This window comes from Acrocarpospora corrugata (assembly GCF_009687845.1).
GTDB classification, from domain to species: domain Bacteria; phylum Actinomycetota; class Actinomycetes; order Streptosporangiales; family Streptosporangiaceae; genus Acrocarpospora; species Acrocarpospora corrugata.
Genome location: NZ_BLAD01000069.1, coordinates 44,080 through 65,786, shown reverse-complemented (window position 1 = coordinate 65,786; position 21,707 = coordinate 44,080). Strand labels below are relative to the sequence as shown.

General features: G+C 70.0%; 22 protein-coding genes. 14 read left to right on the top strand and 8 right to left on the bottom strand.

Going from position 1 to position 21,707, the window contains the following annotated elements:
* Positions 1-133 precede the first annotated feature (133 nt).
* A complete protein-coding gene (locus tag Acor_RS27515) occupies positions 134-727 on the top strand; it encodes a neutral zinc metallopeptidase (protein ID WP_155339660.1) in 594 nt (197 codons plus the stop codon).
* A gap of 73 nt (positions 728-800) precedes the next feature.
* On the opposite strand, the gene Acor_RS27510 is transcribed toward Acor_RS27515, so the two are convergent.
* From Acor_RS27510 to Acor_RS27495, 4 genes are all read right to left on the bottom strand, one after another.
* Entirely contained in the window at positions 801-2,933 is a 2,133-nt protein-coding gene (locus Acor_RS27510; RefSeq protein WP_170317108.1) for an NACHT domain-containing protein, read from the bottom strand.
* A 112-nt stretch (positions 2,934-3,045) separates the two neighbouring features.
* Complete coding sequence (locus tag Acor_RS27505) at positions 3,046-4,482, bottom strand: YcaO-like family protein (protein ID WP_170317107.1); 1,437 nt, start codon at positions 4,480-4,482, stop codon at positions 3,046-3,048.
* 517 nt (positions 4,483-4,999) lie between these two features.
* Complete coding sequence (locus Acor_RS27500; protein ID WP_155339657.1) at positions 5,000-5,476, bottom strand: cupin domain-containing protein; 477 nt, start codon at positions 5,474-5,476, stop codon at positions 5,000-5,002.
* 104 nt (positions 5,477-5,580) lie between these two features.
* Positions 5,581-6,177, bottom strand: coding sequence for a CGNR zinc finger domain-containing protein (locus Acor_RS27495; protein WP_155339656.1), 597 nt, complete (start codon positions 6,175-6,177; stop codon positions 5,581-5,583).
* 630 nt (positions 6,178-6,807) lie between these two features.
* Between Acor_RS27495 and Acor_RS27490 the strand changes: the two genes are divergently transcribed.
* The 5 genes from Acor_RS27490 to Acor_RS27470 all read left to right on the top strand — a co-directional run bounded on the left by Acor_RS27490 (position 6,808) and on the right by Acor_RS27470 (position 10,110).
* On the top strand, positions 6,808-7,101 hold the full coding sequence (locus Acor_RS27490) for an ABC transporter substrate-binding protein (protein WP_155339695.1): 294 nt from the start codon (positions 6,808-6,810) through the stop codon (positions 7,099-7,101).
* Between the two features lie 160 nt (positions 7,102-7,261).
* The gene (locus Acor_RS27485) at positions 7,262-7,963 is read left to right on the top strand and encodes an ABC transporter permease (protein ID WP_218034517.1); all 702 of its coding nucleotides are present in this window, start codon (positions 7,262-7,264) and stop codon (positions 7,961-7,963) included.
* A gap of 87 nt (positions 7,964-8,050) precedes the next feature.
* Positions 8,051-8,668, top strand: a complete 618-nt coding sequence (locus tag Acor_RS27480) for an ABC transporter ATP-binding protein (RefSeq protein ID WP_308805693.1) — start codon at positions 8,051-8,053, stop codon at positions 8,666-8,668.
* Complete coding sequence (locus Acor_RS27475; protein WP_155339655.1) at positions 8,638-9,567, top strand: LLM class flavin-dependent oxidoreductase; 930 nt, start codon at positions 8,638-8,640, stop codon at positions 9,565-9,567. Before Acor_RS27480 ends, Acor_RS27475 begins: the two co-directional genes overlap by 31 nt.
* Positions 9,568-9,642: 75 nt before the next feature.
* Entirely contained in the window at positions 9,643-10,110 is a 468-nt protein-coding gene (locus Acor_RS27470; RefSeq protein ID WP_218034516.1) for a YdeI/OmpD-associated family protein, read from the top strand.
* 93 nt (positions 10,111-10,203) lie between these two features.
* Here the strand turns inward: Acor_RS27470 and Acor_RS27465 are convergent, their stop codons facing one another.
* Together Acor_RS27465 and Acor_RS27460 are read right to left on the bottom strand one after the other, a co-directional pair.
* Positions 10,204-11,187: an LLM class flavin-dependent oxidoreductase gene (locus Acor_RS27465; protein ID WP_218034515.1), complete on the bottom strand. Its 984-nt coding sequence runs from the start codon at positions 11,185-11,187 to the stop codon at positions 10,204-10,206.
* Between the two features lie 75 nt (positions 11,188-11,262).
* The gene (locus tag Acor_RS27460) at positions 11,263-12,426 is read right to left on the bottom strand and encodes an FAD-dependent monooxygenase (protein WP_155339653.1); all 1,164 of its coding nucleotides are present in this window, start codon (positions 12,424-12,426) and stop codon (positions 11,263-11,265) included.
* A 51-nt stretch (positions 12,427-12,477) separates the two neighbouring features.
* Here Acor_RS27460 and Acor_RS27455 point away from each other — a divergent pair, with 51 nt between their 5' ends.
* A complete protein-coding gene (locus tag Acor_RS27455; protein WP_155339652.1) occupies positions 12,478-13,164 on the top strand; it encodes a TetR/AcrR family transcriptional regulator in 687 nt (228 codons plus the stop codon).
* Here Acor_RS27455 and Acor_RS27450 read toward each other — a convergent pair.
* Positions 13,134-13,649, bottom strand: a complete 516-nt coding sequence (locus Acor_RS27450) for a hypothetical protein (protein ID WP_155339651.1) — start codon at positions 13,647-13,649, stop codon at positions 13,134-13,136. The two genes, Acor_RS27455 and Acor_RS27450, sit on opposite strands and share 31 nt — an antisense overlap.
* A gap of 57 nt (positions 13,650-13,706) precedes the next feature.
* Between Acor_RS27450 and tnpC the strand changes: the two genes are divergently transcribed.
* On the top strand, positions 13,707-15,155 hold the full coding sequence (gene tnpC, locus Acor_RS27445) for an IS66 family transposase (RefSeq protein WP_155339650.1): 1,449 nt from the start codon (positions 13,707-13,709) through the stop codon (positions 15,153-15,155).
* A 97-nt stretch (positions 15,156-15,252) separates the two neighbouring features.
* Here tnpC and Acor_RS27440 read toward each other — a convergent pair whose 3' ends face one another.
* Positions 15,253-16,383, bottom strand: coding sequence for an NAD(P)/FAD-dependent oxidoreductase (locus tag Acor_RS27440; protein ID WP_155339649.1), 1,131 nt, complete (start codon positions 16,381-16,383; stop codon positions 15,253-15,255).
* Positions 16,384-16,549: 166 nt separating this feature from the next.
* On the opposite strand from Acor_RS27440, the gene Acor_RS27435 reads away from it, so the two are divergent.
* From Acor_RS27435 to Acor_RS27410, 6 genes are all read left to right on the top strand, one after another.
* Positions 16,550-17,338 (top strand): S1C family serine protease, encoded by a 789-nt coding sequence (locus Acor_RS27435; RefSeq protein WP_218034514.1) that lies wholly within the window; start codon positions 16,550-16,552, stop codon positions 17,336-17,338.
* A gap of 20 nt (positions 17,339-17,358) precedes the next feature.
* Entirely contained in the window at positions 17,359-18,342 is a 984-nt protein-coding gene (locus Acor_RS27430; protein ID WP_155339648.1) for an AAA family ATPase, read from the top strand.
* 4 nt (positions 18,343-18,346) lie between these two features.
* Positions 18,347-19,228, top strand: coding sequence for a DUF58 domain-containing protein (locus Acor_RS27425; protein ID WP_155339647.1), 882 nt, complete (start codon positions 18,347-18,349; stop codon positions 19,226-19,228).
* A complete protein-coding gene (locus Acor_RS27420; protein WP_155339646.1) occupies positions 19,225-20,166 on the top strand; it encodes a VWA domain-containing protein in 942 nt (313 codons plus the stop codon). Before Acor_RS27425 ends, Acor_RS27420 begins: the two co-directional genes overlap by 4 nt.
* A complete protein-coding gene (locus tag Acor_RS27415; RefSeq protein ID WP_155339645.1) occupies positions 20,167-21,234 on the top strand; it encodes a VWA domain-containing protein in 1,068 nt (355 codons plus the stop codon).
* 189 nt (positions 21,235-21,423) lie between these two features.
* The gene (locus Acor_RS27410; RefSeq protein ID WP_155339644.1) at positions 21,424-21,657 is read left to right on the top strand and encodes a hypothetical protein; all 234 of its coding nucleotides are present in this window, start codon (positions 21,424-21,426) and stop codon (positions 21,655-21,657) included.
* Positions 21,658-21,707 lie beyond the last annotated feature (50 nt).

The window sequence follows — 21,707 nt, the reverse complement described above, 5'->3', positions numbered from 1 at the left end:
TCACGCGATTACTGGGCACCGCTGTGGCAGGCCTCGTCCTGGTCTCCGGCGCGGCCCACGCCTCTCCCGTCAAAGGCGCGCCCGAACTGACCCACAACAAGCTCTACAAGAAGGGCGTGCTACCCAAGGTCCGGTGCGACGCCGTCAAGAACCCACCAAGTCCTCGGCCGAGAAATACGTCAAGAAGCTCATCTCCTGCCTGAATTCGGCCTGGAAGGGCACGATCGACGACTTCCAGCCAGTGGCGGTCAAGTTCAAAACGGACAAGGAGTCCTGTGCCACCGGAGAGGAGATCGCCGGCTCCTTCGCCGAGATCTGCGGCCGGACCATCGAAGTACGGCTGGCCGCCGACTGGATCAAGTCCAAGACCGACCTGAAGGCGTTCGCGGCTGTCACGCGGGCGTGGAGCGGCCTCGTCCAGGGCCAGACGGGCATCGGCCAAGCCTGGTGGGCACTGCCCAACGACAGAACCGGCAACGACACGGAGGAGCAGACGCGCCGCTTCTACCTGCAGGCCGACTGCCTGGCCGGAGTCTCCGCCAAAAGCCTGGGACGGAAAATCAAGGACTTCACGCCGCTGATCGCCGGCATGGAGCCACGCGAGTACTCCAGGTTCAAGTGGAACGGCAAACCCGCCAACCGCCTGTACTGGACCAAGAAGGGCTACCAGGCCAGCAAGCCCGGCGCCTGCAACACCTGGACGGCGGCTTCGGCGAAGGTCGCCTAGTTTCCGGATAGTCCGAGCGGCTGACGCCGGCAGCGGGAAAGCGTCAGCCGCTCCAACTGCTTTCAGGCTGATCTCATGACGGCGGCCGTGGCTCCTCCCCGTGCGTCTCATAGCGCCCGCGCGCGAGATGGTGCTGCAACTCGATGTGCCGGAACTGGTAGTACGGCCCCTCGGTGCGCAGCAAGCCCAGGCGGTGTGCGTCGTCCAGGAAGTCCATCGCCCGCAGCGGCATCCTCCCCCTGGTGGCCAGGCGGGGGATCGTCAGCGTGTAGGCCAGCCAGGCGTGGTGGCGCCCCAGCATCAGCCCGAACAGCAGTCCCAGCAGCAGTCCGCCCACGATCGCCAGGCTCGGGCTGAGCTGTGCCTTCAGCCCGATGGCTCCCCCCATGAGCCCGACCACGAGCCCGCTGACGATCCGGATGACGGTCAGGTTCCGGTCGGCCTGCCAGGTCGAGCGCGGGGATCTCGCGGTCGCGGCGGTGGTGGGGCGCTCGACCCAGCGGATCAGGCTGAGCACGACGACGAACCCGACGCCGGACAGCAGGCCGATGTCCCTCGCGGCCTCCAGGCCGACCTTCGTGCCTCCCAGCGGGCTCGCCATGAGCCAGCCGACGATCGCACCCAGGGCTCCGACGATCAGCCCGTCCCTGAGGACGGGGAGGAGCTCGGTGAGCCTGCCGCGAAGCTGGAAGTCGGCGTGCCCCGGCGACTCGGTGAACCAGGATCCAATCATGATCATGACCACGAGCGCGGACAGCAGGCCGGTCCACACGCCGGCGAGCGGCATCCCGGTCAGCAGCGTGAAGGCCAGCCCGACCACGACCCCGATCGCGACGCTGGCCCACAGCCGGACCGGGCGGCAGGGCGTGTGCCGGGCCAGATGCCACCACGCCATGTCCCGGGGGTCCTCCACGCTGCGCGTGAGCTGTTGGGACAGGTACGTGAGCCAGCGGCCGACCTGTTCCGCGCTCCAGGCGTGCTGCGGCCGGAAGGGGTGGGCCTCGGCGGGCGGGCGCGCGCTGATCAGGGCGGGGATGAGCTGGTCGCACAGATGGTCGTGCAGCTCGGCCGCGCTGCCGCGCCCCAGCTCCAGCAGCGGCGTCGGATTCGCCCGCGGCGCGATATAGGTGGCGCGAACCAGCCAGAGCCCCAGGGATGTCGAAGTGACCTCGGACAGGGCCGGGACGGTGCCCGCGCGCAGCGCCTCCAGGACGCGGGGCCAGCGGGCGTGGGGCACGGGAGGCAGGCACGCCGTCAGGTAGTCGGCCGCCGCGGCGGGAGTCATGGGCTGCGGTTCGATGACCGCCGTCGCCGTCAGGACGTCGCTGATCTCCCGGACGGACTCGGCGAACTGCGCCGTACGGCAGGTGAGGATGAGCTGGTCGGTGTCGTACATCGACCGGTTCAGCCCGGCGAGCATGTCCGCGCGGGCGTGGGCGGGCAGCTCGTCCAGCCCGTCGATGACGGGCAGCACCTCGCCGCGGGCCACCAGCGTCTCCGGGATGTCGGGGCCGAGCCCCTCCGCGCGCAGCGCGGGATAGTCCATCGCCAGGCTCGCCGCCAGCCAGTCCTGCAACTGCGGACAGGTACGGTCGTCCCAGCGCGCGGCCGACACCAGCACCGGGACGGGCTCCTCCGGCTGCCGCGTCCGCAGCAGTTCGAGCACCAGCTGCACGGCCAGGGTCGTCTTCCCGGTGCCCGGCCCGCCCAGCACGACCAGCCGGCGGCAGCGGAGCGCGCGGAAGTTGTGCGCCATGTCCGCGATGTGCACGTCCAGGCCCGGGAAGGCCACCGTGCCCTTGGCGATGATCTCGGGATGATCGACGAGCTCGCGGCGCTCGGTCGAGCGCCAGGGCAGCGGCATGGGCTCGGGATCGCACAGCGAGCGCAGGATCGTCTCGTCGCGCCACTGCTGGGTCACCATGCCCGCGAGAATGTCCTTCGCTTTGCCGATATCGGCGGATGTCGGCGCGGGCGCGGGCGCGCCGCGCTTGCGCCACCAGGACAGAAACTGGATCAGGCTGTTCCCCAGCGCCATCGCGCTGCCCGCCGCCGCTACGAACGTGGCGGTTCCGACCGTTTTTCCCAGGCCCTGCTGCAATTGCGGAGCCACGATCAGGAACACGGTGGACAGGCCGAGGAGCAAAACCCCCAGCGCCACCGACGCCTTGGCCTTGCGATTCTGCCGCCAATATCGTGAAGACATGAGCCCATTGTGCGCATATTTCATATCAAAACAGGGCAGAGAATTCTAAATGCAAGGTCGGTAAATCGGAAAACTGGCCGCCTTATTGAAGGGGCCGCCAATTGGGTGGCATCTATTCGGAAACTCTCCCGGGCGCGGGCAAGGCGCGTGCCCGCCTGGCCGCGGCGGCCTGCCCTCTGCGACCGGGGACCACAAGGTTGCCGTCGGTGATCAGGATGAACCGCTCCAGGGCCGGCACGATCACATGCACGGCGGTGATTCCCCCGGGGAGGGCGCGCACTGTCCGGCCATAGGCCGTGTGCCCCCGCGCGGCCAGCATCGCGACCACCTTCCGCAACTGAGCGCCCGGGCGCCCGGCCGTCTTGGTCGTGTGCGGGAAGGGGATCACACACGCCTCGCGCAGGCGATCCGTGAGGTCGAACCGTCCGCAGGCGAGCAGCGCGGGATGCGCCGCCAGCCCGGTCAGATCACGGTGCGCCGGAGCTCCGGAGGGCGGCAGGCTCTCGCCGTGAGTGACCTGGACGAGCTCGGTGAGAGCGCGCCAGGCGGCGTAGGCCGGGCTCAGCGAGGTCCCCGCACCGCGCCGATGCGGATGACGCGATGTGGGGGCCGTGTACGCGAGCATGGTCGGCACCCCGATGCCACTGGTGATATCCAGCAGGTGCACCGATGATCCGGTCAGCTCTTCCGCCGTCGTGTACGCCCGCGCGAGGCCGGGCGGAAGCGTGTCCGGGTCGACCAGCCTAAGCTGGAACCCGCCTCCCCCCAGGTCCGGCTCGGTCAGCCTGGGCTGACCTCCACCCCTGCCCAGGCCCGGATCGATCAGCCTGGGCTGACCTCCATCCCCGCCCGGATCGGGATCGGTCAGCCTGAGCCGACCTCCTCCGTCGCCCAGGAAGGCTCGTATCAGGAGCAGGGACAGTGCGTCGCGCTCGATCGCCTCGTTGAGAGCATGCAGCAGCGCCTCTGCGGCGGTGACCCCGGCGGCCGAGCCGCTGTTGCAGCTGTAGCGCATCAGATGGGCGTAGTCGCAGTCGTCCCCAGCCAGGTCACGCAGCCGCGCGGCGCCGGTCTCGACGTACCAAGGGGCGGACAAGAACAGCGGAACCAGCACCTCCCGTCCCCCGCCGAGGGCGCGATAGCGCAGGCAGGCCATCCGTCGGCCGGGCATCCGGGCCAGCAGCAGCGCGTAGGCGTCCTCGCTCAGCGGCCCAGCGGCGATCCCGGCGGGCGGGGCATGCTCCACGGCGGCGGGGTCGAACCCGGCCGGGCCGGTGAGGTGGTGCTCGAGGGCCTCGAACAGGGCGCCCACGCGGGCCTCCTCCGGGCGCCCCTTCCCCATCCCGCACGCGACCGGCGAGGCGTCCCCCGCTCCGTCGTGCAGCCCGCACCACCAGGCGGTCGGATCGCGACCCCCGCCGACGTCCACGAGCTCCGCCCGCAGGCCCAGCGCGGCCACAGCCGTCTCCGCCCGCCTCCGGGCCTCGCCCACCGGCACCGTCCGCTCCACTTCACAGAACGCGCGGACCTCCTCCACCCGGCGCGGCACGCCCTGCGCATGAGGATGAGGATGAGGATGGTGAGCATCGGCACCCTCGGCATTGGAGCCCGAATCATCAGACCTGCCAGCGCTGGAGTCCCGAGCACGAGAGCCCTGCCCATGGGTGCTCGAGGCACCCCCCCAAGCCCACGACCGAGATTCCGGGCCTCTATCATCCCGATGCGGTCTACCGCGCGCCATCGTCGGTCTGCATGAACAACAGTTCATTCAGTCGCTCGAGCTCGGCCCGGGTCAGGCGTTGCGTCCGCCTGTCCAGCGACTCCGCCGAGACAAAGTCCACGTGATTTCCCACGACAACTCCCCCTTCGATTTGCCCCTAATTCTAGCGGCACCCCGATAAATAACAAGAAGAGCGGATTAATCGTCATTTGATGACATATTTGCATATTTAAGGGATTGGTGCCGAGTCCTTCGCGGGAGGAGATCGAGCTGCCACGATGGCGTCAGAGCCGTCGAATGCGCGCCGCGGCCGAAGGTCGTTCGTAGCCCTCGGTCAGTAAGTGTGTCAGCCACCGTGCGGGTCCGGCCGGGCGCTGGTGGCGACGGGGCCGATCCACCGCAGGTCGGGCAGGTTCACCACGATGGCTTCCTGGGTGGTACGGGCGATCACGACAACCGCCTCCTCGTCGGGGTCGGGATTCTCCTCGCGGTGAGGCACCCACGGAGGCACGTAGATGTAGTCGCCGGGGCCGGTGCGCAGGCGTCGCTCGACCGCTCCCTGCTCGGTCTCGTCGAGGAAGACGAACTCCGGGTGGCCGCTGACCACGTAGATCCCGGTCTCGGAGACGCCGTGGTGGTGGTTGGCGGAGCCCGTCGCCGCCTCGACATGGGTCTGGCCCATCCACAGGTTCGTCGAGCCGACCGTGCGGCCGGCGATCGCCTCCACCCGGCGCATGCCCTCGGTCTGGGCCGTGTGACCGGAGAGGCCGGCGGGGACGATGTGGTGCAGCCGCCGATGGAATCCATCGTCTGGAGTGGTCATGGACGCTCCTCTTGGTCGCCTTGGGTGGTCGCCTTGGGTGGTGGCCTTGGGTGGTGGCCTTGGGTGGTGGTGGCCTTGGTGGTGCCGGGACGGTGGCGGCCGTCTCAGCCGGTGGTCGGTGGGGTCACTTTCTCGGCGCGTCGCTGCCGATAACTGGCGGCGGCGACCATCTCGCCGCAGCCCTTCATGGCGCACCATCGCCGCCGCCCGGCGGGTGAACGGTCGTAGAAGAGCCGGCCGCATCCGGCGCGGGCGCATTCGCGCAGCCTTGTCGGGTTCGCGCCGGTGAGCAGTTGGATGGTGTCGCGGGCGATCACCGAGAGGGTGCCGAGGAGGTCGGCCTCTTCGACCAGCGCGCGCTGGCGACCGCCGGGGCGAAGCAGGAACACCGGCGTGCGGTGACCCGCGAAGGTGTTGACGCATCGGACGTCGTCGGCGTCGGCGTCCTCGCCGGCGACGCGGGCGCGGCTCGCCGCCTCCACCGAGGCTCGCAGCCGACGGGCCGCCTGGAGGTCCTCGCTCGTCAGCCCACCGGCCGGAGTGGGGAGGCCGGTGGCGGCGAGCCACGCGCCGAGCAGGTCCGGTGAGTCCAGCGCGTCGTCTTCTGCGTGAACAGCCACGAAATCGAGGCAGAGCGAGCCGGCGCCGGTGTGGGGCTTGTTCTCGCCGGCCGGCCCGTCGGCGAGGTCCGGGGTTCGCATGCGCCGCAGCGGGCGAGGGCCTGCGGCGAGGTCCGTACCGCCCTCCGGGGAGCCTGAACTGTTCGTGCTTCGTTGCCACGTCATGATCTTTACCCCTGACTCGTCGTCATGGCCTCAGGCTACTCTGCCGGGCCATGCACCGGGCTATCTGGGCTCACACATGTGAAGTTTATCCCAGAACCCATTTTTCCTACCTGTTGACTAGAATATTAAGTCAATAGATGATGGCATGACCGTATAGTTCAAGGAGTTCTCATGCTTCGCACCGTGTGCGGACGTTCGGTCGTCCGTGGGCTTGCCATGCTGGCCGCCCTTGTCGTCGGACTCGCCGCGTGCGGCTCAGTCGGTGAGGAGTCCCCGGCCCTTCCTCTGGGGCGGCGGACCTCTCAAGCGTGACGCTGAGGGTGGCCACCTATCCGGCCGCCATCGGCAGTGACGAGACCCTGCTCAAAGCGGCCGGGCTGGACAATCCGCCGTACCAGCTGAGCTTCCAGAGCTACCCGGACGCCGGTTCGCAGACCTCCGCCGTCAACTCGGGCGCGGCCGACCTCAGCCGGGGCAGCGGCGTCGGGAACGCGTTGCTGGCCGGCGGCGGCGCCAAGCAGAACTTCCTGTCAGCGCACGCTCAAAATCTCTCCCGGCCCGCAGCGTACGGTCGCGAAGCCCGGCCTCACCTCGGTGGCGCAGTTGCGAGGGCGGAAGGTCGCCTTCACCCCGAACACCACCTCGCAGTACTTCCTGCTCAAGCAGCTGGAGAGCACCGGTCTGACGTTCCGGGACATCGAGCCGGTGCCGCTGGCGCCCGCGGAGGGCCTGACCGCCCTCATCGGCGGCAGCGTCGACGCGCTCGCCGGCTTCGGGACGACCGTGCAGGTCGCCGAGTCGAAGGGTTTCCCGGTCCTGGCCGACGGGGCCCCATCCTGAAAGGCGCGCTCGTCGCTTCCTTCAACATCTCCACGGCGGCCCCGCGAAAGCGACGACGGATCACGTTCAGCGCGGCGGCCGGCGGGCCGCGCCGGCGGTTCCCGGTCCGAGTCCCCGGCGTGCTCCGGCGGTCTGCCGTGCCGCTGCTGCTCCTCATTCTTTGGCAGTCCGGCGGCTCAGCCGGCTGGTGGTCCACCGATGTCCTGCCCTCTCCGCTCTCGGTCGCCAAGCAGTTCCGGAACCTGACCTCGAACGGACAACTGGCCTCGAACCTCGGCGTCTCGCTACGGCGGGTGGTGACCGGAGCCGCCTCGGCCTCGGCACCGGCCTCCTGCTCGGCGTCGCCGTCGGGCTGTCCCGGCTGGTCGAGGAGGCCATCGACGCCACCCTCCAGATGATCCGGACGATTCCCTTCCTGATCACCCTGCCGCTGTTCGTGCTCTGGTTCGGAGTCGACGAACTACCCAAGATCCTGATCATCACGATCGGCACGGCACTGCCCATGTATCTCAACACCATGTCGGGCGTACGCTCCGTCGACCCAAGACTGATCGAGATGGGCGAACAGTTCGGGCTGAGCCGGGCGCGGCTGATCGGCACCGTGATCCTGCCCGGCGCGATGCCCGCCGTCCTGACCGGGCTGCGCTACTCGCTCGGCATCGGCTGGCTGGCGCTCATCGTCGCCGAGCAGATCAACGCCCAAGAAGGTCTCGGCCACCTGATCAGCAACGCGCAGGCGCTCTTCCAGACCGACACGATCATGGTGGTCGTGGTGGTGTACGCCACGCTCGGGCTCCTCACCGACGTGGTCGTCCGGCTCACCGAATCCCGCCTCCTGGCCTGGCGGAAGGTGCCGCGATGACGGCGGTGGGCGTGCGCGGGCTGAGCCGCGCCTTCGACTCCCACCTGGTCCTGGACAACCTGGCTCACCATCGGCGACGCCGAGTTCGTGGCCCTCGTCGGGCGCGGCGGCGGCGGCAAGACCACCCTGCTGCGCACACTCTCCGGCCTGGACTCCGTGACCGAAGGCTCGGTCGAAGTGCCGGAACGGCGCTCCATCGTCTTCCAGGAACCGCGCCTGCTGCCCTGGCGCCGAGTCTGGCAGAACGTCTCGGTCGGGCTGCCACGCCGGCAGCGCCACGCCCAAGCGCTCGCCATCCTCGGCGAGGTCAAGCTGGCCGGCCACGCGGACGCCTGGCCGCTGACCCTCTCCGGCGGCGAGGCCCAGCGCGTCGCCCTCGCCCGTGCCCTCGTCCGCGAACCCGAACTACTCCTGCTCGACGAGCCGTTCGGAGCTCTGGACGCCCTCACCCGCATCCACATGCACGAACTGGTACGCGAACTGCACCGCCGCCACCATCCGGCGGTCCTGCTGGTCACCCACGACGTCGACGAGGCCCTCGAACTGGCCGACCGGGTGGTCGTGCTTCGCGATGGCCGCCTCGACGAGCACCTGGAGACCCGCGAGATCGCCCATGACCGCCAGGACCCCCGCTTCTGGCGTGCCCGCGCCCACCTTCTCGGGCTGCTCGGCGTGTGCCACCCCACCACCTCATCGACCCGGTAGGAACCCTCCTGCCCGCACCACACCGCGACCTGACCTTCGGCACCTTCCTGTTCCCCAAGTCAAGCGAAGGCCCCGCCCTCCTCTCCCAGGCCCGAGTGGCGGAGGAACTCGGCTACGACCTGATCGGCGTGCCCGACCACCCCAACTGGGGTCACTACCTCGACCAGTGGAGCCTGATGTCCGCGATCATCGGGCACACCTCCCGCATCGAGGTGTTCTCCGCGGTGTCGTCGCTGGCGCTGCGCCAGCCCCCGGCCGTCTTGGCCAAGGCGGCGCTCACCCTGGACGCGCTGGCGCCCGGACGCTTCCATCTCGGCCTCGGCGTCGGCGCCGAACCTGGCATCGCCTCCATCGGGGGGCCGCAGTGGACGCCCGGGGAATCGGTGGACCGGATCCGTGAGGCCATCGAATTGACCCGAGTGTTCTGGTCCGGCCAATCCACCGGCAACTACCGGGGCGCCTACTACCAGCTGACTGAGGCGAGCCTGCCCCCCGCGCCCTCCCCCGGCCTCGACATCTGGATCGGCGCCATCAAGCCACGCCTGCGCCGCCTCACCGCGCACGCCGCCGACGGCTGGCTGCCCGGCATGCTCTCCATCGACCCCGACGTGATCAAGCCGGAAGTCGATCATCTCGACGCCGAAATACGGGCCGCCGGACGGCCGCCAGGTTCGGTACGCCGTATCTACAACACGATCGCCGAGAAGCTGCAACCCGAATCCGACGGTTTACTCATCGGCCCCGCCGACCAGTGGATCGACCAGCTCACCCACGTCGCCCTCGAGTTCGGCTTCGACACCTTCGTCTTTGGCGACCGCCAGACCACTGTCGAACACCTGCACCGTTTCGCCGAGGAGGTCATCCCCGGCGTCCGCGCCGATGTCGCCGCCGCCCGCTGACCCGTGCTGCGGCCAGCTACCGAACTCGCGGCAGGCCTGCTCGATCGCCGCGTGACGCCGTGACAGTATCGGGGAGTGCGGGAGCAGGAATACACCGTCGACAGCCGGTCGGGCGGGCGGGGACGCATGTTCGTCCCGGTGCCGTTCGATCCGGATGCGGTCTGGGCGCCCAAGCCTGTGCATCGGGTGACGGGCACGCTGAACGGGCTGGGTATCCGCGCGGTGATCACCGAACACGAAGGGCAGCGTGGTTTCCTGCTCGGTCCCGCCTGGCTGCGGTGCGGGCCGGAGCCGGGTGCGCGGGTGACCGTGGTGCTGGCGCCGGAAGGACCGCAGCGGGCGGACCTCGCCGAGGATATGGCCGCGGCGCTGGCGGCCAGCCCGGTGGGGGGCGATTTCTTCGACTCGCTCGCCCAGTTCTACCAGCGGGCCTATCTGCGCTGGATCGATGCCACCAAAGGCCGCCCCGAGAGGCGGGTGCAGCGGATCGCCGAAGTGGTCGCGCTGCTGGAGGCGGGGGTTAAACAGCGTCCCAGGACCTGAGTCCGTCGGCCGCGACACGGTAACGCAGGCGCTGGCCAGCTGAGGCCGAGCGGGTCTACAGAACGCCGGGATGCCAACCGAGTGCCGGCGGGTCTACAGGACGCCGGGGCGCCAACCGAGTGCCGGGCCGAGTTTGGTGGCGATGTCGGTGAGGATCTGCACGTAGTCGTCGTGGTCGAAGGTGAACGGCAGCGCGAACGCGACCTCGTCGATCTCCCGGAAAGCGGCGTGGGCGTAGAGCCGTTCGGCGATCTCATCGGAGGTTCCGACGAGATCGAGCGCGAACATCAGTCGCGCCGGGCCCTGAGGCGTCGCGGTACGCGGCGTGCGCTTCTCCGCGTACTCCTGGTATTTGGCGCGTTGCTCCGGAGTGGCGGTGTCGGTGGGGATGACGACGAGTCCCTGGGAGACGCGGGCGCGGTCGCCGTCCGGGTGGTGGGCGCGGAAGGCGCGGACGTGCGAGAGCTGGATCTCGGCGAAGTCCTCTGATTCCTCGGCCTTGACGACGCTGCTGGTGAGGAAGTTCATGGAGTGCTCGCCCGCCCACTCGGCCGAACGCAGGCTGGCGCCGCCGTACCAGAGGCGGCTGCCCAGACCGGGTGAATGCGGCTGGACCCGGTCGGAGAACACCTCGAAACCCTCGACGCCGCTGAAATCGGTGGCTGTTTCGCCGCGTACGAAATCCAGCAGGCGCCGTACCCGCTCGTAGCTGAAGTCTTCCGTGTCCGAGCTGGTGGGGTAGAGCGCGTCTTTGACCTGGTCGTAGTGGAGCGGGGGGCCGATGCTGACACCTGGGTTGAGGCGTCCTCCGGTCAGGATGTCCAGGGTCGCCAGGTCTTCGGCCAGGCGCAGCGGGTTCTCCCACCCCAGGGGGATGACGGCGGTGCCCAGCTCGATACGGCTGGTCCGCTGGGAGGCTGCCGCCAGGACGGCGACCGGGGAGGAGATGCCGTACTGCAGATGACGGTGCCGCACCCAGGCGCTGTCGAAACCCAGTCGTTCGCCCAGCTCGATGGTTTCAAGCGTTGACTCGTGACCCCGGCGAGGATCGGCCCCGTCGAACAGGCCGATGGTCAAGAAGCCCAGCTTTCGCAAAGGTTGCGAGGTCAGCGGCACAGCTACCCCCTACTCCGCACGGCAACACGGTCACCATCATTGCAGGGCCATGACCGGCTTGCCGACCGCGCGCCTCAATCGTGCGACGGCGGATACGGCAGGCCACAGGCGGGTGGCCAGGTTCCGCGCCAGGATGCCCCGTCGGGTCGCGGGGACGATGAGCGAGGCGGCCTGTCCGATGTTGCGCTGCTTGGGGTCCACCAGGCGCCGGTGCGCGATCTCGTACCGGTGGAAGGCCGCTTGGGGGTCGTGCGGGCTGGCGGCCAGTTCCTCGGCGAGGGTGAAGGCGCCCGCCATGGCCAGGGTGGAGCCGTCCCCGAACAGGGACACGCAGGACGCGGCGTCGCCGAGGAGCGCGACGCGGCCGTTCCACCAGCGGGGCAGGCGCACCTGGCTCACCGAGTCGAAGTAGAGGTCGTCGGCGGCGCGTACGTGGGCCAGCAGTTCGGGGGCCCGCCAGGACACGTCCGCGAACGCGCGGGTCAGCATGCGCTTGTGCTGCCCGGTGTCGCGGTGGTCGAAGCCGGGCTCTGCCTGGCTGCGGTAGAGGAAGAACGCCAGGTCGCCGCTGGGTGTGGGGCTGACGGCGACCGCTTTGCCCGGCGTGTTGTGCATGACGACGTCTCTGCCGGGCCGGGACGGGACGCCGAGCGGTGTGGTGGCGACGTAGAGGCCCATGTGGCTGACGAGCCCGGCTTCCGTCCCGAAGGCCAGCTTCCGCGTCACCGAGTGCAGGCCGTCCGCCCCGATCACCAGGTCGAAGCGGCGGGGCGCGGCGTTGAGGAAGGTGACCTCGACCCCGCGCTCGTCCTGGCCGAGGGTCACGATGGAGTCGTCGAAGAGGTACTCGGCGTGGTCGCGGCCGGCCTGGTACAGAATCGAGGCCAGGTCGCCGCGCGGCAGTTCGACCTCGCCCTGCCGCTGCGCGGCGCGCATGTCCATCCGGGCGACCCGCCGTCCCGCCGCGTCGACGAAGCTGAGCCCCGTGTTGCCGGTGGCGGCCTCGCGCAACCGGGGCAGGACCCCCATTCGCTCGGCGACGTTCACGGCGCTTCCCCTGACGTCCACCGGGTTCCCGCTGGAGCGCGGCGTCTCGGCGCGCTCGACGACCGTCACCTCGAAGCCGTGCCGGGCCAGCCAGTAGGCCAGGGTCGGACCGCCGACACCGGCTCCGGAGATCAGCACTGTCTGCTTGCTCATGACACCTCACTAACCGGACGAATTTCCTCCACTTATTGCACGGTACCCTAAGTGGAGGAAAATCGTCCAATTTCTTTGGGGGTGGCCGTGGACCAGGAGACGGCGGGGCTGCGGGCCGACGCGCGCCGCAACCGGGACCTGATCGTGGCGGCCGCCCAGAAGCTGTTCCTGGAACAGGGCATCGACGTGCCCCTGGAGGACGTGGCACGCCGGGCGGGCGTCGGTATCGGCACCCTGTACCGCCGCTTCCCCGATCGGGACGCGCTGCTCCGCGCCGTCGGCGAGGAGAGCCTGCGACGCCTGGCCGACATGGCGGAGACCGCCGAGCGCGAAGAGCCCGACGCCTGGCACGCGCTGTGCCGATTCCTGCGCGCCTGCACCGAACTACGCCTGGGCGTGCTCCCGGCCAAGCTCGAACCGCACCTGCACCAGCGACTCCGGGCGGGCCCCGACTTGCACGAGATACGGCAGCGGGTGATCGCCGCCGTCCTCCGGATGACCGAGACGGCGCACGCGGAAGGCGCGTTGCGCGGCGACATCGGCCCCGGTGACGTGGCTTTGCTGATGACCCTGCACGTCTACACGCCGCCGAGCATGCCCGACGAGCAGGCCAGGGCCCGGGTGGTGGAGATCATGCTGAACGGCCTGCGCGCGGGTTCTGGGTCCCCCCTTCCCGGCGCCCCGTACACCGCCGACGATCTGCACCGCTACACGGCCGTGGAGAAACCTCCCGCTTGATGGGAGTTCTCTTCCAGGCGGGAGACGATGGCTTCGGCGATGACGAGGTCCTGCCAGGACATGCCCGCGCTCTTGAACAGGACGGGCCGGTCCGGCGTGAGCCTCACCTCGCCGGAGACGACCGAACGCATCGGGATCAGCTGGTCCGGGGTGATGGCGTTCTCTTCGATGGCGTTCTCTTCGATGGCCATCACCACGTCGCCGCATTCGCGCAGCGCCGTCGTCACGTCTTCGACGATGATCTGCGCACGCTGGAACAGGGCCGCGTCGACCTCCCGGACGGTGGGCTCGTGGGAGCCCACGGCGATCACGATCGCGTCATCGCGTACCAGCGCCGAATCGAAAACGGGCGCGCGGAAGCTGGTGGCGCACACCACCACGTCCGCGTCGCGGACGGCGTTCGCGGCCTGGCGACCGCCGGTCGCCAGGACCGCGACGTCAGCGTGGCGTAGTGCGGCGTACGCCTTGGGATGGTAAGCATTCATCAGGGGTCGAGATCAGGTACGGCGTGAGCAGCCCGCCGCTCGTGGGATGATCTTCGGGTGCAGGCTGGGGATGGGCGTCCGTCGTATGACGAGCTTGCCGCCCTGGTCGTGGAGCAGGCGCGGGTCATCGCCGAGTTGCGGGCCGAGAACGAGAGACTTCACGGCGAAGTGGTGCGCTTGGAGGCCCGGGTGGCCGAGTTGGAGCGGCGACTGGGCCGCAACTCGGGGAACTCCTCACTGCCGCCGTCGGCCGATACCTTCACCCGGCCGGAGAAGAAGGCCACGCCCAAGAGCGGACGGCGGCGGGGAGGCCAGCCGGGATCGGCGGGTGGCGGGCTGGCCCTGGTCGAGCAGCCGGACTCGGTCGAGGCTCACCTGCCCGAGTCCTGCGCTGGGTGCGGGGCCGGGTTGGGACTGATCGACAGCGCCGGCTACGAGCGCCGCCAGGTGTGGGACATTCCCCTGGTCACCGTGTCGGTGATTGAGCACCGCGCGCACCGGTGCCGGTGCGCGTGCGGGGCGACGACCCGGGCGGCGATGCCCGCCACGGTGGCCGGTTCCGCGTCCTCCTATGGGCCGGACCTGCGCGCGCTGGCGGTCTATCTGCTGGTCTTCCAGCACATCCCGGTTGAGCGGACGGCTCGGTTGATCGCCGACCTGACCGGCGCGAACGTCTCGACCGGCTGGGTCTCAGGCGTGCTCGGCCAGGCCGCCGGCGCGGTGAGCGACAGCCTGAAGCTGATCCGTGCCCTGTTGACGCTGGGGCATGTGCTGCACGCCGATGAGACCACTACCCGGATCGGGAGCGGGCGGCGGTGGCTGCATGTGGCCTGCACCGAGCGGTTGACCCTGCTCGGGCTGGGGCCGCGTTCACGCCGGGGCGCCAACGCGCTGGGCGTGCTGCCGGACTTTCGTGGTGTGGTGGTCCATTCCCTCGCCTCGTATGACGGCTACCCGCAGGCTCGGCACCAACTGTGTGGGGCGCACTTGATCAGGGAGTTGACCGCCGCCGTCGAAGACCATCCCACCCAGCGCTGGCCGATCCAGGTGCGCTGGGCGTTGGCGGAGTTGAACAAGCAGGCCAAGAAGGCCGCCGGCCAAGGGCTGAGCGACATCCCGCCGGAGCGGGCGCTGGTCTACCTGGAGTCCTTCCACCACGGCGTGGCGGTCGGATTGTCGCTGCACCCTCGTGCCCCGGGCCGCAAGCAGAGCCCGGCCCGTAACCTGCTGGAGCGTTTACGCGACCGCAGTGGCGACGTGCTGCGCTTTGCCGACGGTCCCGGCCCGGTGCCCTTCACCAACAACACCGGGGAGCGTGCGCTGCGCCCGGTCAAGACCCAGGTGAAGATCTCCGGCTGCCACCAGTCCGAGACCGGGGCCGCTGCCTGGCTGGCCGTTCGCTCCTATCTCGACTCGGCCCGCAAACACGGCCTGAACGCCCTGGACGCGATCCGCCGTGCCTTCACCGGCAATCTCTGGATGCCTCCGGTCGCCCTGGCCGACTGACCAGCAGACATCACACGGCGTCACAGAGCTGATGAATGCTTACCCTGCTCGTGAGTCTTACGATGCGACGATCACACACTGCACCCGACGCCAGCGGTTATCTGTAGCTGGAGAAGCGCTCGAGACGTGGGTTGACATCGGGAAACGAGCCGTCGCCGAACAGGATCCGCGCCGCCAAGGCACGACCGGCACGAGCGCGTAGCAAGGTCACCGCCGCCTCTACCGCGGCGGGGGACCGGATGCCGGCGAACGCGCGGCGCAGCAACAGCCGGCCGCGGAACCGGGTCCGCAACGCGCTCCCGTCGTACTGGCGGAGCACGCGCTGGTCGCCGGTACACAGGTACCCGGCGACGACCGCCGCGGCCAGCTCGGACATGCGCAAACAGGGGTCCAAACCGCCGGCCGTCAGCGGCGACACCGCGCCGGCCGCGTCCCCGACCAGCAGCCCGGCAGGACACGCCAACCTCCGCAGCACACCGCCGACCGGGATCGGACCGCCTCGACGCTCGACCGGACCGGCCGGCGCCGCCCGACCGGGCGCGTCCGCGGCGAAGGCGTCCAGCAGGTGGCGGACGCCCGTGCGCATCGCGTCCGGATAACCCGCGACGCCCACATGCGCATGCCGGCCGTCGTTGATGACCCACCCCAGGTACCCCGGAGCGATCCGAGGGTCCAGCACGCAGTGGAACTCCGGGGCGGTCGTGCCCGGCACGATCGGGTGAACGATCTCGGCGCCGACGAGAAAACGCCGGTTGACATCAAGGCCGAGATCACGAGCCACCCGGGAGCGGGCTCCGTCCGCGCCGACGATGAACCGGGCCGTCACCGGCTCCGCACCATCGAACCGCACGAAACCCATCGACACGTCGACATACCGCACGCCCAAGAGGACCCGTGCCCCGGCCGACTCCGCGGCGCGGCGCGCGTGCTCGTACACAGCCGCCATGTCGGCCACGCGGTACTCGTCCCGGTCACTGGTGAGCCGGATCGGCGCCCGCCGCGACGGCGGATACAACAGCACGTCCCGGACGCCGGGCCCGAGCAGGTGGTCCGGCAGGTCGAAGTCATCGAGGGTGCGGCGAACGAAGATCCCCGTCGTGCGGATGCCCGCCGACAACGACCTGCGGCGGTCGACGACCATCACACTCAGGTCCCGTTGCGCCAGCAGGCGGGCGGTGTGCAGGCCAGCCAGGCCCGCACCCACGACCAGTACGTCCACTGTCTGCATACTCTGCGACGGTAGAGGCGATACCCCACCCGTACGGCGGTTTGCACGCTACCCGCACCGTACCTCCACAGCGCCGCCACACGATGACTTTCCGTACTCCACAGGCCCAAGCGGACAAGCGTGACTATTTAATCCTCTTTTCACCCAAGCCTTGTACGGTGAAGCCGTGGAACGCGAGCCCGAGAGGGCGAACGCTGATGGGTCGCGGCGGGTCATGGCCGGAGTCCCAGGTCGCCTGCTGATCGTAGGTGCGGTCGCCCTGATGGCGGCGCTCGCATTCCTGCTCGGCCGGACGACCAGCACGCAGAGCGCACCGTCTCCCACCCGGAGTCCCACCCCGACGGCGACCACCAGTCCCACCGTGTCGGAGATCTTCCAGCAGGTCGGGCCCTCCGTCGTCGTCATACGCACCGACGACGCGATCGGCACCGGCGTGATCGCAGCGGATAACGGAACCATCCTGACCGCGAACCACGTCATCGCCGGCGCCAAGGCCATCACCGTGATCTTCGCGGACGGCACCAAGGCGCAGGCACGGGTCGCATCAGCCGATCCGGACCAGGACATCGCACTGCTCACCCCGGCGTCGCTGCCCGAAATCCTCGTTCCCGCGGTTCTCGGCGGCGGCGCGGAAGTGGGCGCCCCGGTCGTCGCCATCGGCAATCCGCTGGGGCTGACCTTCAGCGTCTCCTCCGGCGTCGTCTCGGGCCTGAACCGGGCATCGAAATCCGACGGCGGCGACCTGGAGGGACTCATCCAGTTCGACGCGTCCGTCAACCCGGGCAGCTCCGGCGGCCCGCTTCTCGACGCGCGAGGGCTCGTCATCGGCATCGTCGTCTCGATCGCCGACCCGGGCAAAGACGAGGCCTTCGCCGGAATCGCCTTCGCGGTGCCCATCGGCACGGCTCTGTCCGGAGGAGACGGAGACGGAGACGGAAACGGACCACAGATCTGAGCGAAGAAGGAACCCCCCCGATGACCTTTCCCGCGAAGTCCACCAACCCGCTCGAACGGGTGCTGTTCGAGGTCAAGCGCACGATCGTCGGCCAGGATGTGCTGCTGGAACGCATGGCCGTCGCCCTGCTGTCCGGCGGCCATCTGCTCGTCGAGGGCGTACCCGGCCTGGCCAAGACGCTCGCCGTCAAGTCGCTCGCCGCCGCGATAGCGGGGCAGTTCCAGCGGATCCAGTTCACTCCCGACCTCGTCCCCGCCGACCTCATCGGCACCCGGATCTACCATCAGCACTCCGGCGAGTTCCGGACCGAGCTGGGGCCGGTCTTCGCGAACCTGCTGCTGGCCGACGAGATCAACCGCGCTCCGGCCAAGGTGCAGAGCGCGCTGCTCGAAGTGATGCAGGAGCACCAGGTCACCATCGGCCGCGAGACGTTCCGGGTGCCTGAGCCGTTCCTGGTCATGGCGACCGAGAACCCGATCGAGTCGGAGGGCACCTACCCGCTGCCCGAAGCGCAGGTGGACCGGTTCATGATGAAAGTCGTCGTCGACTACCCCGGCGGCGCCGAGGAGCACGCCATCGTCGACCGTGCGCTCAGGCCGCCGGATCCGACGCAGGCGATACTCAGCACCGACGATCTGATCGGGATGCAGGCCCGAGTGCGGGAGGTGTACGTCGACCCGTCCATCGTCGACTACGCCGTGCGCCTGGTCACCGTGACCCGCGCCCTGGGCAACGCCGGGCTCGGCCAGCTCGAACGATACGTCAACTACGGCGCCAGTCCCCGCGCCTCGATCGCGCTCGTGATCGGCGCACGCGCCCTCGCGTTCCTGCGCGGCCGTGGCTACGTGCTCCCCCACGACGTCACCGAACTCGCCCTCGACGTGCTGCGCCATCGGATCATGCTCTCCTACGAGGCTCTCGCCGACGACGTCGACGCCGACACGATCGTGACGAGCGTGCTCGGGGCCGTACGCGTACCGGCTGCCGTCCTTCAGGACCGCTGATCCGATGCGAGCCCCCGAGAAACTCCTGCTCCGCCTGGAATGGCGGGTCGTCCGCCGTCTCGACGGGCGGCTTCAGGGCGGCCACCGTACCGTGCACCGAGGGGCGGGGACCGACTTCGCCGGGCTGCGCGCCTACGTGGAGGGCGACGACGCGCGCCACATCGACTGGAACGTCACCGCCCGGCTGAACGAGCCGCACCTCAGGCAGTTCAACGAGGATCGCGAGATGACGGTCTGGCTCGTGCTCGACCGGTCGGCGTCGATGGCGGCGGGCCGGCCGGGACGCGGTAAGCACGAGGTCCTCGCGGAGCTCGCGCTCGTACTCGCCCGGCTGTTCTGCCGTGGCGGGAACCGCGTCGGCGCGCTGCTCTTCGACATGGGCGTGCCGCGGGTCGTGCCGCCCGGCGCGACCCGCAGGCACGTGCTGCGCATCGGCGCCGAGCTGGACCGCACCGCCGCCGCGGTCAGCGGCCAGACGACCGACCTGGCCGCGATGCTCGACGCGGTCGCGCGCCTGGCCCGGCGCCGCAGCCTGATCGTCGTCGTCTCCGACTTCATCGGCGAAGGCGACTGGGAACGCTCGCTGCTGGGCCTGGCGCGACGGCACGAGGTCGTCGCCCTCCGCGTAGTGGACACCACGGACGACGAGTTGCCGGAGGCCGGGCTCATCGTGGTGGAGGACGCGGAGACCGGCGAGCAGCTCATCGTCGATTCCGGCGATCCGCTGTTCCGGGTCCGCTTCCGTGCGGCCGTCGACGCGCGCGACGCCCGGCTGACGAACGGCATGCGCGAGGCGGGGGTGCCGGTCCACCGCGTCGACACCGATCGCGATCTCGCCGAGGCGCTCGTCGAGGTCGTCGCCCGGACCCGGGACCGGCGCACGTGAACCTCTATCTTCTCGCCCTCGGCCTGCTCGTCACCGCGGCGCTCGCCGCCGTGGCCGTCGTCTTCGCGCGCCGCCGGTCGGCCGAATGGGCCGCCGCCGGGATCACCGCGCCGAACCGCCGCCGTACCCAGCTCGGCACCGGGTTCACCATCGGCGGCCTCGCGGTTCTCGCGGTGGCCATCGCCGGTCCGACCGCGTCCGTGCCCGTGCCACGCGCCTCGGGTACGGTCATCCTGGCCATGGACGTCTCCGCGAGCATGGGCGCCGACGACATCGCTCCCAGCCGGCTCGCGGCCGCGCAGCAGGCGGCACGGTCGTTCATCCGGGCGCAGCCGGACAGCGTCGACATCGGCGTCGTCGCGTTCGAGCGGGGCGCCCTCACCACCGCGCGGCCGGACGCCGACCACTCCGCCGCCCTGGCGGCGATCGATCGGCTGAGGGTCACCGGCGGCACCTCGCTGGGGACCGCCATCCTCGCCTCGCTCTCCGCGATCACCGGCGAGAAGGTCGCCCTCGGACGCGACGGCGCCGCCCCCGACGTCGGGTACTGGCCTTCGGCGACCATCGTGATGTTCTCCGACGGCCAGGACCTGGGTGAGAACACCGAAAGCGCCGTGGCGGTGGCCGGGCAGGCGGGTGTGCGCGTCCACACCGTCGGCATCGGCACCACTGCGGGGACGGCGGTGAAGGTGGACGGATACAGCCTGCAGACCGCGCTCGACGAGGACGCGCTCGCATCGATCGCGGAGGCCACCCGCGGCACGTACTATCCCGGCTCCGACGCGGACCGGCTCGACGGGATCGCCTCGACGATCGACCTGCGGCTCACCGTCAGCGACGAGCCGCTTCCCCTCGCGGGCGCGTTCATCGCGGTCGCCCTCGCCCTGCTCACCGCGGGGTCGGCGCTCACCGTCTTCCGGACCGGACGGGTGGTCTGAATGTCCTTCACCTGGCCCTGGGCGCTCGCCGCCCTCCTGGCCGCCCCGCTGGTGTTCGCGATCTGGTGGCTGACGCGGCGGCGACGCCGGCGCGCCGCGATCCGGGTCACCTCCGTCGCGCTGGTACGGCTGGCGCTGCCCGGACGGGTCCGCTGGCGGCGCTGGATCCCCGCGGCGCTGCTGGCGGCGGGGCTCGTCGTGCTCGGTCTCGGCGCCGCGCGCCCGCAGGCGACCGTACCGGTCCCGATGGCCTCGGCGACGATCCTGCTCGCGCTCGACATCTCGGGCTCCATGTGCTCCACCGACGTGGACCCGAACCGCATCACCGCCGCCACGGAAGCCGCCGCGGACTTCATCCGCTCCCAGCAGGGCGGGCCGCGCATCGGCCTGGTCACCTTCGCGGGCACCGCCGGCCTCATCGTCCCCCCGACCGATGACACGCAGGCGCTGCTCGACGCGCTGGAGGGCCTGGTCACCTCCCGTGGCACCGTGATCGGCCAGGCCATCCTCACCTCGCTCGACGCCATCGCGGAGGTCGATCCCTCGGTCGCCCCGACCGGCGCCGAGCCCGCGGACCGTGGCCAGGGTTTTGCGAGCAGTGTGATCGTCGTGCTCACCGACGGCGCGAACACCCAAGGCGTCGACCCGCAGACCGCCGCCCAGGAAGCCGCTCTCCGCCGCGTACGGGTCTTCACCATCGGGTTCGGCACCACCACGCCCGTGCCCAGGGTGTGCGACAGCACGCAGTTCGACGGCGGCTTCGGCCCTCCCGGCCGCGGCGGCTTCGACCGGGGGCGCGGCCGGCTGGCCATCGACGAGAACGCGCTCCGGCAGGTCGCCGACACCACCGGCGGGTCGTACTACCGCGCGCAGAACGCCGACCAGCTCCAGGAGGCCCTGGGCAAGCTGTCAGGCACCTTCACCTTCGTGAACGAGCAGGCCGACATCGCCGCCTGGTTCGCCGGCGCCGGCGGGCTCCTCATCGCGGCCGCGGTCGCGCTCTCCCTCTGGTGGAACAACCGGCCCTCCGGGCGGCTCAGGAGCGGACGGGCGGCAGGCGGAGGATGATCGCTAAGCGGCGAGAAGACGATAGACCTCGCCCTTCAGTCCGGACGGGCAGACGCCGGGCGTATCGGATGCGTCTACCCTGACGGTCCGTACCCCTACGGCCCGCCCGGTGGTTACGTGGTTCTTACCGTGGCGAATCAGTGGTCGTCCCGGATGTCCTCAGCCCGGTGTCGGGCGCACAGTGAAGGCATGTTGACCACATCAGACCTGGCCCAGGTGTTGTTCACATCCCCGCTGCAGCCCTCAGACGACCTCTCGCCCGACAAGATCCGGACGGCCATCGACGACAGGCTGTGCTCCTGCGACGGCGACGCCGCGGGGTGTGCCGCCTTCGTCGCCCAGGAGGCCGGTGACCATCCCGAGTCTTTCGCCAGCCGCATGCGCTGGGCGCTCACCGCCGTGGCCACCGCCTACGGGCGGTGACATGCGCTGGTAGCAAGATCTGGCCGACAGCGCCGGGAAAGCTCAGACTG

What these genes read in the sequence shown, in the direction of transcription:
- Acor_RS27510 (WP_170317108.1), bottom strand. Translation starts at nt 2,933, where the DNA reads ATGTCTTCACGATATTGGCGGCAGAATCGCAAGGCCAAGGCGTCGGTG.
- Acor_RS27500 (WP_155339657.1), bottom strand. Translation starts at nt 5,476, where the DNA reads ATGACCACTCCAGACGATGGATTCCATCGGCGGCTGCACCACATCGTC.
- Acor_RS27495 (WP_155339656.1), bottom strand. Translation starts at nt 6,177, where the DNA reads ATGCGAACCCCGGACCTCGCCGACGGGCCGGCCGGCGAGAACAAGCCC.
- Acor_RS27460 (WP_155339653.1), bottom strand. Translation starts at nt 12,426, where the DNA reads ATGAGCAAGCAGACAGTGCTGATCTCCGGAGCCGGTGTCGGCGGTCCG.
- Acor_RS27450 (WP_155339651.1), bottom strand. Translation starts at nt 13,649, where the DNA reads ATGAATGCTTACCATCCCAAGGCGTACGCCGCACTACGCCACGCTGAC.
- Acor_RS27440 (WP_155339649.1), bottom strand. Translation starts at nt 16,383, where the DNA reads ATGCAGACAGTGGACGTACTGGTCGTGGGTGCGGGCCTGGCTGGCCTG.
- Acor_RS27430 (WP_155339648.1), top strand. Translation starts at nt 17,359, where the DNA reads ATGACCTTTCCCGCGAAGTCCACCAACCCGCTCGAACGGGTGCTGTTC.
- Acor_RS27425 (WP_155339647.1), top strand. Translation starts at nt 18,347, where the DNA reads ATGCGAGCCCCCGAGAAACTCCTGCTCCGCCTGGAATGGCGGGTCGTC.
- Acor_RS27415 (WP_155339645.1), top strand. Translation starts at nt 20,167, where the DNA reads ATGTCCTTCACCTGGCCCTGGGCGCTCGCCGCCCTCCTGGCCGCCCCG.
- Acor_RS27410 (WP_155339644.1), top strand. Translation starts at nt 21,424, where the DNA reads ATGTTGACCACATCAGACCTGGCCCAGGTGTTGTTCACATCCCCGCTG.